Source organism: Bacillus cereus G9842 (genome assembly GCF_000021305.1).
GTDB lineage: Bacteria > Bacillota > Bacilli > Bacillales > Bacillaceae_G > Bacillus_A > Bacillus_A thuringiensis_S.
In genome coordinates this window covers 1,210,513-1,224,330 of sequence record NC_011772.1, presented here as the reverse complement: position 1 = coordinate 1,224,330, position 13,818 = coordinate 1,210,513, and the positions used below count along the sequence as shown (strand labels likewise).

Below are 13,818 nucleotides of genomic sequence, written 5' to 3'. Positions count from 1 at the left end.
CCCAAGATGATTTATTTATACAATTGTATATCCATAGTCAACCACAATATTTTGCCCTCTAATGGCATCGCTTTTATCAGACATTAAAAATAAAATGACATTTGTTACATCTGAAATTTCAACAAATTTTCTATATGGAATCTTTTTTAATAACTTATTTCCTTCAAAGGACTTCAAATAGCTTTCGTTATTATCGTTTATGCTATAGGACAGTGAATTGTATACCACTGTAATGATTCATTTTTTATCTTTCAAAAATGAATCATTACCAACAAATGTTATATTTCGCATTATAAGGTTAGCATAAGATTTTAAATATTTAATATGCAATTCTGCATATTTTAATACTCTCAATTATTTACATAGTGTTTGACCATCTTTATTTAAAGCAGCCCCCACATTTACAAAATTCACTTAAAACAAGAATTTGTTTATCCATACTTTTTCTATAATTTTTCATGGAAGAACTGAAATTAATTAGTACCCCTGTTAAACACCTAAATCTGATACTTAAACTAACTAATCTTCCGCTAATAAATTGTTGTCTTATTTAACTTCACAATTAATAGTATCCAGCAGGCATAGTCACAACATCTTCGTACACCTCCTCATTAAAGCTGAAGGAACACTAATTAAAATCTGGTCCAGAAATTTTACCTTTCTACGTTACAGGATCCGCATAAGAAAACATAGAATACAGTACCTCCTCTGTTACAACTAGCTTTATGTCTTGAATTCAAAAAACATAATATCTAATTTATATAATTAATTTCGTGAGTTCAAACCTCTCCAGGTTCATAAAAAAGAGACACCATATCAACCTTCTACGTGATATGGTGTCTCTTTTTTATCTAATTCAATTACTTCCCACCAAACATCTTCTCCAAAGACTTTGCATTGGCAAACAATACTTCTTTCAAGTTATCGTCAGCAACGATTTTATAGTCGCCATCTTTGTCTTTCTTTAAGTTCAATGTAACTTCGCGAGTTGCCATTGCTGCATCTTTATCCGTTAAGTTTTTGATGATAGTTGAGGTCATTGTTTTTTCAATCGCTTTTTCAGATTGTTCTTTGTCTTCGCTAAATGCGCTAGCGAAGGCCATTGGCATAACTTCTCCCACTGCTTTTGTTACAGCAACGGATAGATCAGCAGATGTAATTTTCACTTTCACTTCTGCTTTGTCATCCTTTTTCGATACTTCTTCTAGCTTTTCAAATTTAAAGTTCTTTGTAATTGCACTTAGCATTGCTTTTGCCTCAGCATCATCTGTTTTTTCATTTAGTTTATTAAATTCCTTGTCACTCTCAACAAATGTACGAGCCTTTTCTACATCACCTTTTTGTATCGCTGTTAAAAATTCTTCTGTAGTATCTTTCGGATTTGCACACCCTGCTAAAACAACCGCTGTTAATCCTACTACCATCATTAATAGCAATAATCTCTTTATCTTTTGCACGCTCATTCTCCTCATTATCTTTTCTAGTAAGTCAGTATCATACAATATTATGAAACTGACATTACAAACATTTTTTAGTATAGCATTTATATGATTAATTTTCTATTAATTCCCAAAAATATAAAGAGCCTTGCAGCATTCCTACAAGGCCTCTCTTCTATCAATCTGTATCCGTAGCACAAATAAACCACATTTTCTGTTCCCTACTACCATCCATATAGTCCGATCAAAGATCATAAGCGATAACCAAAGTGATATATTAATAGCAGCAAATAATAAATATAAAATGAAGTCTCTCTTTTGTAGTGCCCCTCTATTCATTACAATGTAAAATGCACCGATAGGAGGCAAAATAAAGCAAAGGAAAAAGTTTTTCTTAACAACCATAGATACGCAGTTTCTTTCTGCATATGAATCCCCTTTTCATCATAATACTTGCTTCAACATCGGTCTCACTACCCTATATTCATCACTATAAGCTTCCTTTATGATTAAAGGCGGATATTCACTTTTTTCTTCCTCAATCATTGTAAACACTTCTGTTTTCTCTTGTAATGTATTAGATTCTCTATTTTTAGTAGGGTTTTTACTTGTTTTAATTTTCTTTGTTACTTCGCCAAGTTTTTGCCCAACTTCTTCTACTTTGGCAGGTTCATTCGTAACATAGTATTCTTGTTCGTCCCATACTAATATAGGTGGCACTTGTTCTCTTTTGTTACATATTATATAAGTAGTACTAGCTACAAGTAGTATACAAGTTAATAAATAGAAGATAGTTTTTTTATTCATATACTACACTCCTTATCTATCAGTTCATTGGATTATATAACACAATTTATTTACAGTAAATTGATTTAGAGGTAATTTTTAGGTTTAACAATAAAGAAAAACCTTACCGAAGTAAAGTTCCGTTTTTACATTCTATAGTGACTGATTAATTAATACGATCATTACAATAATCGCTATAAGCAAAACAACTAAACAGCCGATTAATTTATAAAATCCTCGCTTCGTTAATGTCCCACCTTGAACATCTTTACGAATAAATAAGAATACGGCTAAAAATAATACAAGCCCAATGCCAAAAGCATACATCATTTGCATATGTTAATCTTCCTTTCTCTCTTCCATCTTAATATCTTTTTGCCAAAACAACAAATGAGATAAAGACGGTACTCATCGTAAGTGCCATAAGTATATTCAATAATTCAGTAGCAGATAGTGTAAGTATTTTTAAGTTTAAGTCAATAGAGAAAAGAAGTTAATATACTGTTAATGCAAAAAAGGTTACAAACATTCCTTTATAACGAATGAGTTTCATTCGCTCATCTTTTTCTTTAAATTGTGGGTGTAAGTAGCTTAGGCAGAAACTCATAATCATCATCCCAAGCAATGGATACGTTATAGCCGGCGGTGCAGAATGCGTCATTATACCTGTTAATATCATAAATCCACTCATAAATAGAAAGATAATTCCCATGATTACAAAGTACTTTTGTGAATAGTTCATTCTTACTCCTCCCCTTCTTTTCCTTCATAAATAAATACATGTTCTATCGTTGTCTGAAATGTTTTTGCTATTTCAAATGCTAGCGGAAGTGATGGATCGTATTTCCCTTTTTCAATTGAGATAATGGTTTGTCTGGAAACCCCGAGTTTCTCGGCCAGTTTTTCTTGAGATAGTCCAAATTTCTTTCGGTATTCGACCATTTTATTTTCCAAGGAAATTTCTCCCTCCTTCCATATATCGAGTATATATGTAAAGTAAACTTTACGTCAAGGTTCCTTTACATTTATTTCAATCAGTTTTCGTTCTATTTATATAGAAGAAACTTGTTCGATTTCAGCACGTCTATTTTGTAATAAAACATGGAACACTGTATGTAATCGTTACTATATTTCCTCCTCACTTTTTTAAAAATTTAATATCTTCATATTTGTTTTATCCTTTTAAAATATTTCATTCTCTGCTTTATTAGATGCAATGTGTTATTTGTTTTACGGTGTTTTTTGGCATATTTATAGAAACTAACGGGTTATAAAGCATTTTTTATGTTTAACCACTTTTTTTGTAGAAATCCTTCATTTTCCTTTCGATATTTAACACTATCGAAATAAAGTTTATGGTAAATTCATAATTTTTTATTTTTTATACTATATTCCGTTATATTGTTGTATAATATCTATGAAAGCGCTTATTATTTCAATATACATAATTCGAATCAACTTTTATCAAAACATTCCAATGATTATACTTATATTTACATGTAACAATTCTAGTTTTCAATGTAGGTATACCAAATATATCCACCCCATTTTTCTGTAAAATTACTTTATAAAGTGAAAGATTAACTTGGGTGATAAGTTATTGTGAATGTTTTTTTACAAAACAGATAAGTAATAGTGTTTGGTATTATGTAAATTATTGTAATAACATAAGAGTAAAGAAAACATTTACATTGATTATTGGTTCATCAATTATTGAAAAGAGCAAAATGCACCTTTTGTATGGAAAAGGATTATATGCATTGGGAGGTTTAAACAAATGACGAGGAAGAATACAACGACAAACCCTTGGGCCAAGTTCCACGGTCCGAACCTTGGTTATGTGATTGAACAGTATGATCTTTACGTAACTGGAGCAGGTTCTGTTGATCCGGAATTACAAGAGCTTTTTGAAATTTTTGGAGCTCCTTCGTTTCAAGATGATGTCGTAACAGGGGACAACACAGCAACACATTTTTCTCCTCAAAACACAGGTAACATTGAAAAAATTCTTAAAGTCGTTCAACTTGTTGAGCAGATTCGTTCTTTCGGGCACACGTTGGCTCACATCAACCCGATGGAAGATGCTGCAAATGGACAATCTCTTCTTGAGAAAGCAATGAACGAACTGAGCGATGCTGACTTGAAAGCGATTCCAGCGAAAACAGTATGGCAAGATGCACCAGAAGGTATTCACACTGCACTTGATGTAATTCATAGATTAAAAGACGTTTATACAAAATCTTTAGCTTATGAATTTTCTCATATACAAGATAGTGAAGAACGCACGTGGTTGCATCAAATGGTGGAATCAAATTCATTGCGTCAACCACTATCAAATAAAAAACGAACTGCTCTTTTAAAACGTTTAACAGCTGTTGAAGGTTTCGAGCAATTCTTGCATAAAACATTCGTTGGGCAAAAACGTTTCTCTATCGAGGGCGTTGATATGCTTGTGCCTGTTTTAGATGAAATTGTTCTAGAAGGTGCTAAGAACGGTGTAGAGGATGTCATGATTGGTATGGCTCACCGCGGTCGTCTAAGCGTACTTGCTCACGTATTAGAAAAACCATATAGTCACATGTTTGCTGAGTTCAAACATGCAAAAATAGAAGGCGCAGTAGCCAATTCTGGCTGGACTGGCGACGTAAAATACCACCTAGGTAGAGAACAAGTCGTTAGTAACGAAGAAGTTAGCACTCGCGTGACATTAGCAAATAACCCGAGTCATCTTGAGTTCGTGAATCCTGTAGTAGAAGGTTTCGCACGTGCTGCTCAAGAGAATCGTAAAAAATCTGGTCTTCCAGATCAAGATATTTCAAAATCATTCGTAATTTTAGTTCATGGTGATGCTGCATTCCCTGGTCAAGGTATTGTATCTGAAACGCTCAACTTAAGCAGATTGAACGCGTATCAAACAGGCGGAACGATTCATGTTATCGCAAACAATGCAGTTGGTTTTACAACTGATAGCTATGATTCTCGTTCTACGAAATATTCAAGTGACCTTGCAAAAGGTTTCGATATTCCGATTGTTCACGTGAACGCTGATGATCCAGAAGCTTGTCTTGCAGCTGCTAACCTTGCGATTCAATATCGCATGTTGTTCAAAAAAGACTTCTTAATCGATTTAATCGGTTACCGTCGATATGGTCATAACGAAATGGATGACCCAGCGGTTACGCAACCACAAGTGTACAAAAAAATTAAAAATCACCCAACTGTAAGAGCAATTTATGCAGATCAATTACAAGCTGCTGGTGTTCTAAATGCAGATGAGGTTGAAACAATTACTCAGTTTACGCAAGAACAATTAAAATCCGATTATGCACAAGTACCGCCAGCTGATACGAGCGATGCAACAATTCACGTTAAAGTGCCAGATGTTGTTGCAAAAGGCATTCAACCAATTGATACTGGTGTTGAGATTGACTCACTTCGTGCAATTAATGAAGGTCTACTATCTTGGCCAGAAGGCTTTAACGTATATCCGAAAGTGAAGAAAATTCTTGAGCGCCGTAAAGATGCTTTAGAAGAGAACGGTAAAATTGAATGGGCACTTGCTGAGTCATTAGCATTCGCTTCTATTTTACAAGAAGGTACGCCAATTCGTTTAACTGGTCAAGATTCACAGCGTGGTACATTTGCGCACCGTCATATCGTATTACACGATACTGATACAAATGAAACATATTCACCATTACATCGCTTACCAAACATTAATGCATCATTCTCTGTTCATAACAGTCCGTTATCAGAGGCTGCTGTTGTTGGTTACGAATATGGTTATAACGTATTCGCTCCAGAAACTCTTGTTATGTGGGAAGCGCAATATGGTGACTTTTCAAATACTGCGCAAGCATTATTTGATCAATATGTTTCAGCTGGAAGAGCAAAATGGGGTCAAAAATCTGGTTTAGTTCTTCTATTACCACACGGTTATGAAGGTCAAGGACCAGAGCACTCTAGTGCACGTCCAGAACGTTTCTTACAGTTAGCTGCTGAGAATAACTGGACAGTTGCAAACTTAACGAGCGCGGCACAGTACTTCCATATCCTGCGTCGTCAAGCATCTATCTTAGGAACAGAAGCTGTTCGACCATTAGTACTGATGACGCCGAAGAGTTTATTACGTCACCCACTTACGCTTTCAACTGCTAGTCAGTTAAGCGAAGGACGTTTCCAACCTGCTTTAGAACAAGAAAACCTTGGCACGAAACCAAATAAAGTAAAACGTCTTGTTTTAAGCACAGGTAAAATGGCGATTGACTTAGCAGCAGAAATCGAGTCTGGTAAACATGAGTACAACTTAGACGAAGTTCATGTCGTTCGTATCGAGCAATTGTACCCATTCCCTGCTGAGAAAGTTCAATCTATTATTAAACGATTTAAAAACTTAGAAGAAATCATTTGGGTTCAAGAAGAACCTCGTAATATGGGCGCATGGCATTACATGGCTCCAATTCTGTTCGAACTTGCTGGAGATAAAGTGAAAACAGGTTACATTGGACGTCCTGATCGCTCTAGTCCATCTGGCGGCGATCCATTCGCTCACAAAGCTGAGCAAGAACTAATTGTTGCACACGCTTTAGATGTGAAGTATAACTTCCGTCAAGATAAACAAGAAATTGAAGTTTTCAGCAACTAAAAAGTAATAATGAAGGTTTCTAGCTTGTTCCCTGGGCAGATATTCTGCCCAAGGCCAGGCTAACAAATGGAGATTACCGAAGACAAAAGAAGAAAAAACACACCGTTAGGCAAATAAGGGGAGGACATTTAAAATGATCGAAATTAAAGTACCTGAGCTTGCAGAATCTATTACCGAAGGAACTATTTCACAATGGCTTATCAACGTAGGCGACAAAGTTGAGAAAGGCGGCAGCGTTGTTGAGCTTGAAACTGATAAAGTCAATGTAGAAATCATTGCAGAAGATTCAGGTATTGTATCGAAGTTACTAGGCGAACCTGGGGATACAGTTGAAGTTGGCGCAACTATCGCAATTTTAGATGCTAATGGAGCACCAGTTGCAGTAAGTACACCTGCACCACCTGCTGAGCAAGCAAAACAAGAAACAGCTGAAGCACCGAAAGCTGCGGCTCCAAATGCTGAACAAACTACGAGTCTACAAGGCTTACCAAATACGAACCGTCCTATCGCATCACCAGCTGCTAGAAAAATGGCTCGTGAATTAGGAATCGACTTAAACGACGTACGTAGCACAGATCCACTTGGACGCGTGAGACCACATGATGTACAAGCTCATGCTGCAGCACCAAAAGAAGCACCAGCTGCTCCAAAGAGCCCAGCTCCTGCTCCAGTTGCAAAAACGGAATTCGAAAAACCAGTTGAGCGCGTGAAAATGTCCCGCCGCCGTCAAACAATTGCAAAACGTCTTGTAGAAGTTCAACAAACATCTGCAATGTTAACAACATTTAACGAAGTTGATATGAGTGCGATCATGGAATTACGTAAAGAGCGTAAAGACGCTTTCGAGAAAAAACATGATGTACGTCTTGGCTTCATGTCATTCTTCACAAAAGCAGTTGTTGCAGCATTAAAACAATTCCCATTATTAAATGCTGAAATTCAAGGTGACGAGCTTATCATCAAAAAATTCTATGATATCGGTATTGCAGTAGCAGCTCCAGATGGATTAGTTGTTCCAGTTGTACGCGATGCTAACCAATTAAACTTCGCTGAAATCGAAAGTGAAATTCGTAATTTAGGTATGAAAGCACGTGATAACAAACTTTCATTAAAAGAACTACAAGGTGGTACATTTACAATTACAAACGGTGGTGTATTCGGTTCTCTAATGTCAACACCAATCCTAAATAGCCCTCAAGTTGGTATTTTAGGAATGCATAAAATCCAAGTACGCCCAGTTGCAATTGATAACGAGCGTATGGAAAACCGCCCAATGATGTACATTGCTTTATCTTACGATCACCGTATTGTTGATGGTAAAGAAGCAGTTAGCTTCCTTGTTGCTGTTAAAGATATGCTTGAAGATCCAAAATCATTATTATTAGAAGGTTGATAGATTAATAATCTAATATATAAAGGCTGTAGAATACATCATTCTACAGCCTTTTTTTGCGTTCATACGGGACAAATTTCATGACATAAGATAATAATGTATGCCTAAACGTAAGGAGGATTAAAATGAATAACCTTCCAATTCATGCAAAACTTAAAGTAAATAAGGATACTTTCTTCCTGCCCGATTCAAACGGGGGTGTCTATTTTCGAAATAACGCCAGTTCATTTCGCATGGACGGTGATGGAATTTATGACTGGATTGAAAAATTAATGCCAATGTTTAACGGTAATCATTCTTTAGCAGAAATAACTGATGGTCTCCCTCTCCCCTATCAAAATCGTGTATTTGAAATTGGAGAGGTTTTATATGAAAATGGTTTCGTTCGCGATGCAAATCAAGATGCACCTCATGAATTAAACAGTACATTACTCGACAGATATGCTTCACAAATTGAATTTTTAGAAGCTGATTCTCATTCAGGTGCTTTAAAATTTGAAACGTACCGCGGAGCAAATGTCCTTGTACTTGGCTCCGGAGATATGCTTACTTCTTTAGTTTCTTCTTTATTAGAATCTGGTTTACCTACATTTCATTACCTCGTTACAGATCGAGATGAAACAAACTATGACAGAATACATGAGCTAATAGAACGTGCATATGAAGTTGATAACGGTGTACTCATTCAAGAAATCGATACTACAATTGACCGTCCCTTGCATGAAGTATTCGAACCTTTTGATTGGATTTTATATGTTTCTCAAAATGGAGACATTGACGGTTTAAAAACAGTTCACACTATTTGTAGAGAAACGAAAAAGAATTTTATACCAGCTATTTGTTTATCAACACTCGGTATAGCTGGACCTGTCGTAACGGAAAATCGTGATGAATGCTGGGAATCCGCATGGCATCGGCTACATGAAACGACTTTGCAAAATGAAAATTCATCAGATTCCTTCTCACCAATTACATCTGCAATGTTAGCAAATGTAATCGTTTTTGAATTGTTTAAACATGTCGCGGATGATTTATATCGTGAAAAAGAATTACAATTCTTTTTATTAAACTATGAAACACTTGAAGGAACGTGGCATCCTTTTATAAAACACCCTCTTGCAACTGATGAAAGTTTTACAATTGATACGATAGAAAATCTTTCTGAAAAACTTGAGCATCGGTCCAACCAACATACTTCAACTGATGTATTCCGCTTTTTCGACTCATTAACTTCTAAAGAAGCCGGTATATTCCATGTATGGGATGAACAAGATTCATATCAATTACCGTTATCACAATGCTATATTCAAGTAGCCAATCCATTATCAGATGGCCCAGCTCCCCTTCTGCCTCTTATGACTCGCAGTGGATTAACTCATAATGAAGCACGCCGAGAAGCTGGTTTAACAGGAATTGAAACATATGTAGCAGAAATCATTCACCGCCTTATTCCTGAACATAACGATATCGGTATTGGCGCTGGAGAAACGATGACAGAAGGATTTTACCGGGCACTACAACAACATTTAAATAATAAATTGTATGAACGGCAGTCACATATGCTAGAAGAACTTACAACGATTGATTTAACTGATATTCACGATAAACATTGTAGATTTTATTACGATGCCCTTGCTACAATTCATGAAACACCTAAAATCGCAATGAGTGAAGAGATTCTCAGTTTTCCAGTCGTTTGGGTTGGTATAAATGATAAATGGTACGGTGCATCTAATATTAATATGACGTTAGCGTTACGGAGCGCACTACAACTATCACTGCTCCACATTCAAAGTGAAGAGACTCCTTACAGAGCTAATATCTTGCCTGAATCATCTATTATTTTATATGACACGGATTCTTTTAGGGTGGAAATACAAGCGGAAGAAGAAATTCCAAGTGTGCAATCTTTACAGCTTGCCTTACAGCATTTAGAAGAACATAATTTTTATCCCTTCGTGTTTGATTTAGCAATCGAACCATTTTTGAAAGAAAACTTAGACGGTGTGTATGGGGTATTAATTGCAAAGGAGGACGGTCTATGACTCAAAATATATTGCTTATAGGGGATGGCCTTCTTGCAGACTATGTACATGATCAATTATGCAAACAATATTCCATCATTCGTCAGCATACCCTTACAGAAGAACTTCCTGAAAATATTTATCTCGCTCTCGTATTACATGATGGATCTCCTTCTCCTATTCATCATGATGCTGAGCTAATTTTTCGCTCAAATCATATTCCGTGGCTTCGTGGTTTCACTTCATTTGGCGAAGGTATTATCGGTCCTTACATTCATCCTCTTACGCCCGGATGTTCCCATTGTTCTGATGGACGCCGTTTTATCGCTGGCTTTGATCAAAAAGAAATGTGGGAACTACAGCGGAAATATGCCTTTAAAGCCGAAAATGGAACGAGGCGTGATGTACGTGCCACCCAAAATGGCATGTTACAAATGTGCCATCTTATTTGCGCAGAAACAGAAAAAATATTAACTCATAACCATTCTTCTTTAGAAAATGAACTTATTTTACTAAACTTACAAACATTACAATGTACGCGGCATTCTTTTCTTCCAGATCCTCTCTGTCCTGTATGTAGTAGTTTACCTGATGATACTGCGGATGCGGCGGAAGTTTCTTTACAACCGAGTTTAAAAGTAAGCACCGAAACGTATCGCTGCCGTTCCATTCATGAATTAAACACATTTTTAACGAAAGACTATTTAGATTATCGGATCGGTATGTTGAACGGCAAAATGCAGCATTCTTTATTGCCATTCGCTGACGTCATTATAAACATGCCATTAATGTTTGGAAATGAAGGTGTTGCAGGCCGAACTCATTCATTTGCAGTGAGTGAAGCAACTGCTATTTTAGAAGGTTTAGAACGATATTGCGGTATGTCGCCTCGCGGGAAAAAGACAAATGTGCATGGTAGTTTTCATGATTTAGAGGAACATGCACTAAATCCCCTTACACTCGGTGTGCATACAAATGAACACTACAATCGTGATAATTTTCCATTTAAGCCGTTTGATCCTGATTATGAGCAAAACTGGGTATGGGGATATTCTTTATCACAAAACAGACCGCTTTTAGTTCCTGAATCAATTGCTTATTATAGCCTTGGTCATCGAGATGCTTTCGTGTATGAAACATCAAATGGATGTGCAATTGGCGGTAGTTTAGAAGAAGCGATTTTTCACGGCATTTTAGAAATTGTAGAGCGTGATGCCTTCTTACTCACTTGGTATGCCGAATTACCTCTTCCCCGCCTTGATCTTAGTTCAGCAAATGATACAGAATTACAATTAATGATCCAGCGGTTACGTACGATTACTGGATATGAATTACACGCTTTTAACGCGACGATGGAACACGGCATCCCGAGCTTATGGGTAATTGCAAAGAATACACGTGAAAATGGAATGAACGTTGTTTGTGCGGGAGGCGCTCATTTAGATCCTATTCGAGCTTTAAAAAGTGCCATTCAAGAAATAGCAGGCATGTTACTTATAACAGACGATGAACTCGAGCACAAAAGAGAATACTATGAAAAATGCTTACAAGATCCTTATTTCGTTAATAAAATGGAAGACCACAGTATGCTGTACGGATTGAAAGAAACGGAAGAACGTCTTCACTTCCTTTTACGAGAAGATGCACCAGTGCAAACGTTCCAAGAAATGAATGTATCACAGTCATTTGATATGGATTTAACATCCGATCTCCACCAACTTTTAAATCGTTTGCATCAATCTAATCTTGAAATAATCGTTGTAGATCAAACCGTTCCCCTTATAGAAAAGAACGGACTACACTGTGTAAAAGTCATTATTCCAGGCATGTTACCGATGACATTCGGCCATCACCTTACTCGTGTTACAGGATTAGATAGAGTCTATACCGTACCGATGACACTTGGATATAGCACTGAACCGTTAACAAATGAACAATTAAATCCACATCCGCACCCGTTTCCATAGTAAAGGAGGGATTTCATGCAGCTAGATACTTTTTTACATCATCTCCATTTCTCTATTGATGAAATTATGCCGAATCATGAGGTGGACTGGAAAGACGCACCGCTTCCTTATAAATTATATCGAAATGTACCTACCATCCCGCTCTCCTTAGAAATCCCGTTATCTTTATCGAACTCTTCTACTACACCTACTCTAAATGAGATTGGTCACTACCTTTGGTATTCATTTGGTGTAACACAATTATGTCAGCTAAATAGCGAGAGAAATGTATTACGCAGATCCATTCCTTCAGGCGGTGCTTTATATCCCAATGAATTGTATATCTATTTAAAGATTGACGATTATCCAGATGGCATTTACCATTATGACGCCGCGCATCACCGACTTATTTTACTTCGCGAAGGAAATTTCGATTCTTATTTAGCAGACGCACTCGGTAATCGCTGTAATATACATGATTGTTTCGGTGCCGCATTCGTATCCACTATGTTTTGGAAAAACTTCTTTAAATACAATAACTTTTCATATCGCCTTCAAGGATTAGATAGCGGGGTTCTCATTGGGCAATTACTAGAATGTGCAAAACAGTTCGGTTATACGAACGGCGTATACTTTCAATTTCTAGATCGTGCACTGAACCATTTACTCGGATTGTCAGAAGGTGAAGAAAGTGTGTATGCCGTTATTCCTTTAAGTACAGAGCCAGAAACTAATTGGTTTCACAATGATTACCGTGAAAATAAAACAGTTACTTCTCATGAGTTGTTGCAACAAATTCCGCCGTTAGCACATGAACATTTCGTTCGCTCAAAACATGTAGGTGAATATCCGATGATAACAAAAATAAATGAAGCTTCTATGATCGAATCGACAGCACACTTCCAAACACTACATCATGAAGAGCACTATCAACATAATGCGTACGCTGTACAGCTACCAAAAGTAGAACGGTTATCGTATGATTTCCTACAACTTTGTAAAAAACGATATTCTCCTGATGCGGACTTTATTTTAACGAAATGGGATGCAGCCGAGCTCGCTACTTTACTACAAGAAGCGAGCCTCTCCTTCCCCTATTACAACGACCTTGACGGTAAGTATGCAAATGAAAATGCACGCGTCTTCTTATATGGATGTTTTTATAACGTGAAAAATATTGAAAACGGGGCTTACGCTTATAATAGTAAAACACATTCGATACAACCAATTCGGTATGGAGACCTTCGTTACCCTCTTCAATCTAGTATGACGATGGATAACGTAAACCTTTTTCAAGTACCACTTTGCTTACATGTAGTCGGAAAGAAAGATTACTATACACGTGCATTAGGCTATAGAGGATATCGTATTCACCAAATGGAAGCTGGTATACTCGTTCATAAACTCGTTTTTGCAGCGACCGCGATGGGGATGGGCGGGCATCCATTACTTAGTTTTGATACAAATTCATGTGATCAATTGTACGGTATTGATGCTGGGAATGAAACGTCTCTTATTCAAATTCCTGTTGGGGCGTATCGAGCGCGGAATTGGTTAAAAGGGGTTTTGCATAGTTAAAAGCACG

The 13,818-nt window shown here is 36.8% G+C and carries 10 protein-coding genes and 2 pseudogenes; 5 read left to right on the top strand and 7 right to left on the bottom strand.

The window, feature by feature from the left end:
- Positions 1-15: 15 nt before the first annotated feature.
- The 7 genes and pseudogenes from BCG9842_RS06100 to BCG9842_RS06070 form a co-directional block, all read right to left on the bottom strand.
- Positions 16-228, bottom strand: coding sequence for an SDR family oxidoreductase (locus BCG9842_RS06100; RefSeq protein WP_003258596.1), 213 nt, complete (start codon positions 226-228; stop codon positions 16-18).
- 632 nt (positions 229-860) lie between these two features.
- On the bottom strand, positions 861-1,457 hold the full coding sequence (locus BCG9842_RS06095) for a DUF4878 domain-containing protein (RefSeq protein WP_001169502.1): 597 nt from the start codon (positions 1,455-1,457) through the stop codon (positions 861-863).
- 141 nt (positions 1,458-1,598) lie between these two features.
- Positions 1,599-1,867: pseudogene (locus BCG9842_RS31885) on the bottom strand (hypothetical protein).
- A gap of 16 nt (positions 1,868-1,883) precedes the next feature.
- Entirely contained in the window at positions 1,884-2,246 is a 363-nt protein-coding gene (locus BCG9842_RS06085; protein WP_001036577.1) for a hypothetical protein, read from the bottom strand.
- 132 nt (positions 2,247-2,378) lie between these two features.
- Complete coding sequence (locus tag BCG9842_RS06080; RefSeq protein WP_001178293.1) at positions 2,379-2,561, bottom strand: DUF3976 domain-containing protein; 183 nt, start codon at positions 2,559-2,561, stop codon at positions 2,379-2,381.
- A 28-nt stretch (positions 2,562-2,589) separates the two neighbouring features.
- A pseudogene (locus BCG9842_RS06075) lies at positions 2,590-2,967 on the bottom strand (permease).
- Between the two features lie 2 nt (positions 2,968-2,969).
- On the bottom strand, positions 2,970-3,179 hold the full coding sequence (locus tag BCG9842_RS06070; RefSeq protein WP_000428510.1) for a helix-turn-helix transcriptional regulator: 210 nt from the start codon (positions 3,177-3,179) through the stop codon (positions 2,970-2,972).
- Positions 3,180-4,002: 823 nt separating this feature from the next.
- On the opposite strand from BCG9842_RS06070, the gene odhA reads away from it, so the two are divergent.
- The 5 genes from odhA to BCG9842_RS06045 all read left to right on the top strand — a co-directional run bounded on the left by odhA (position 4,003) and on the right by BCG9842_RS06045 (position 13,811).
- Positions 4,003-6,870 (top strand): 2-oxoglutarate dehydrogenase E1 component, encoded by a 2,868-nt coding sequence (odhA, locus tag BCG9842_RS06065; RefSeq protein ID WP_000197142.1) that lies wholly within the window; start codon positions 4,003-4,005, stop codon positions 6,868-6,870.
- A gap of 133 nt (positions 6,871-7,003) precedes the next feature.
- The gene (odhB, locus tag BCG9842_RS06060; RefSeq protein ID WP_000569919.1) at positions 7,004-8,263 is read left to right on the top strand and encodes a 2-oxoglutarate dehydrogenase complex dihydrolipoyllysine-residue succinyltransferase; all 1,260 of its coding nucleotides are present in this window, start codon (positions 7,004-7,006) and stop codon (positions 8,261-8,263) included.
- Between the two features lie 125 nt (positions 8,264-8,388).
- Positions 8,389-10,308 carry a putative thiazole-containing bacteriocin maturation protein gene (locus tag BCG9842_RS06055; RefSeq protein ID WP_001061548.1) on the top strand — a complete coding sequence of 640 codons (1,920 nt, stop codon included), beginning with the start codon at positions 8,389-8,391 and terminating at the stop codon, positions 10,306-10,308.
- The gene (locus tag BCG9842_RS06050) at positions 10,305-12,254 is read left to right on the top strand and encodes a TOMM precursor leader peptide-binding protein (RefSeq protein WP_000192991.1); all 1,950 of its coding nucleotides are present in this window, start codon (positions 10,305-10,307) and stop codon (positions 12,252-12,254) included. The genes BCG9842_RS06055 and BCG9842_RS06050 overlap by 4 nt, the downstream gene beginning before the upstream one ends.
- A 15-nt stretch (positions 12,255-12,269) precedes the next feature.
- On the top strand, positions 12,270-13,811 hold the full coding sequence (locus BCG9842_RS06045) for a SagB family peptide dehydrogenase (protein ID WP_001175544.1): 1,542 nt from the start codon (positions 12,270-12,272) through the stop codon (positions 13,809-13,811).
- The last annotated feature ends 7 nt before the right edge of the window (positions 13,812-13,818 follow it).

Excerpts from the sequence above, each read along its gene's own strand:
- BCG9842_RS06085 (WP_001036577.1), bottom strand. The coding sequence starts at position 2,246 with ATGAATAAAAAAACTATCTTCTATTTATTAACTTGTATACTACTTGTA.
- BCG9842_RS06080 (WP_001178293.1), bottom strand. The coding sequence starts at position 2,561 with ATGCAAATGATGTATGCTTTTGGCATTGGGCTTGTATTATTTTTAGCC.
- odhA (WP_000197142.1), top strand. The coding sequence starts at position 4,003 with ATGACGAGGAAGAATACAACGACAAACCCTTGGGCCAAGTTCCACGGT.
- odhB (WP_000569919.1), top strand. The coding sequence starts at position 7,004 with ATGATCGAAATTAAAGTACCTGAGCTTGCAGAATCTATTACCGAAGGA.
- BCG9842_RS06055 (WP_001061548.1), top strand. The coding sequence starts at position 8,389 with ATGAATAACCTTCCAATTCATGCAAAACTTAAAGTAAATAAGGATACT.
- BCG9842_RS06050 (WP_000192991.1), top strand. The coding sequence starts at position 10,305 with ATGACTCAAAATATATTGCTTATAGGGGATGGCCTTCTTGCAGACTAT.
- BCG9842_RS06045 (WP_001175544.1), top strand. The coding sequence starts at position 12,270 with ATGCAGCTAGATACTTTTTTACATCATCTCCATTTCTCTATTGATGAA.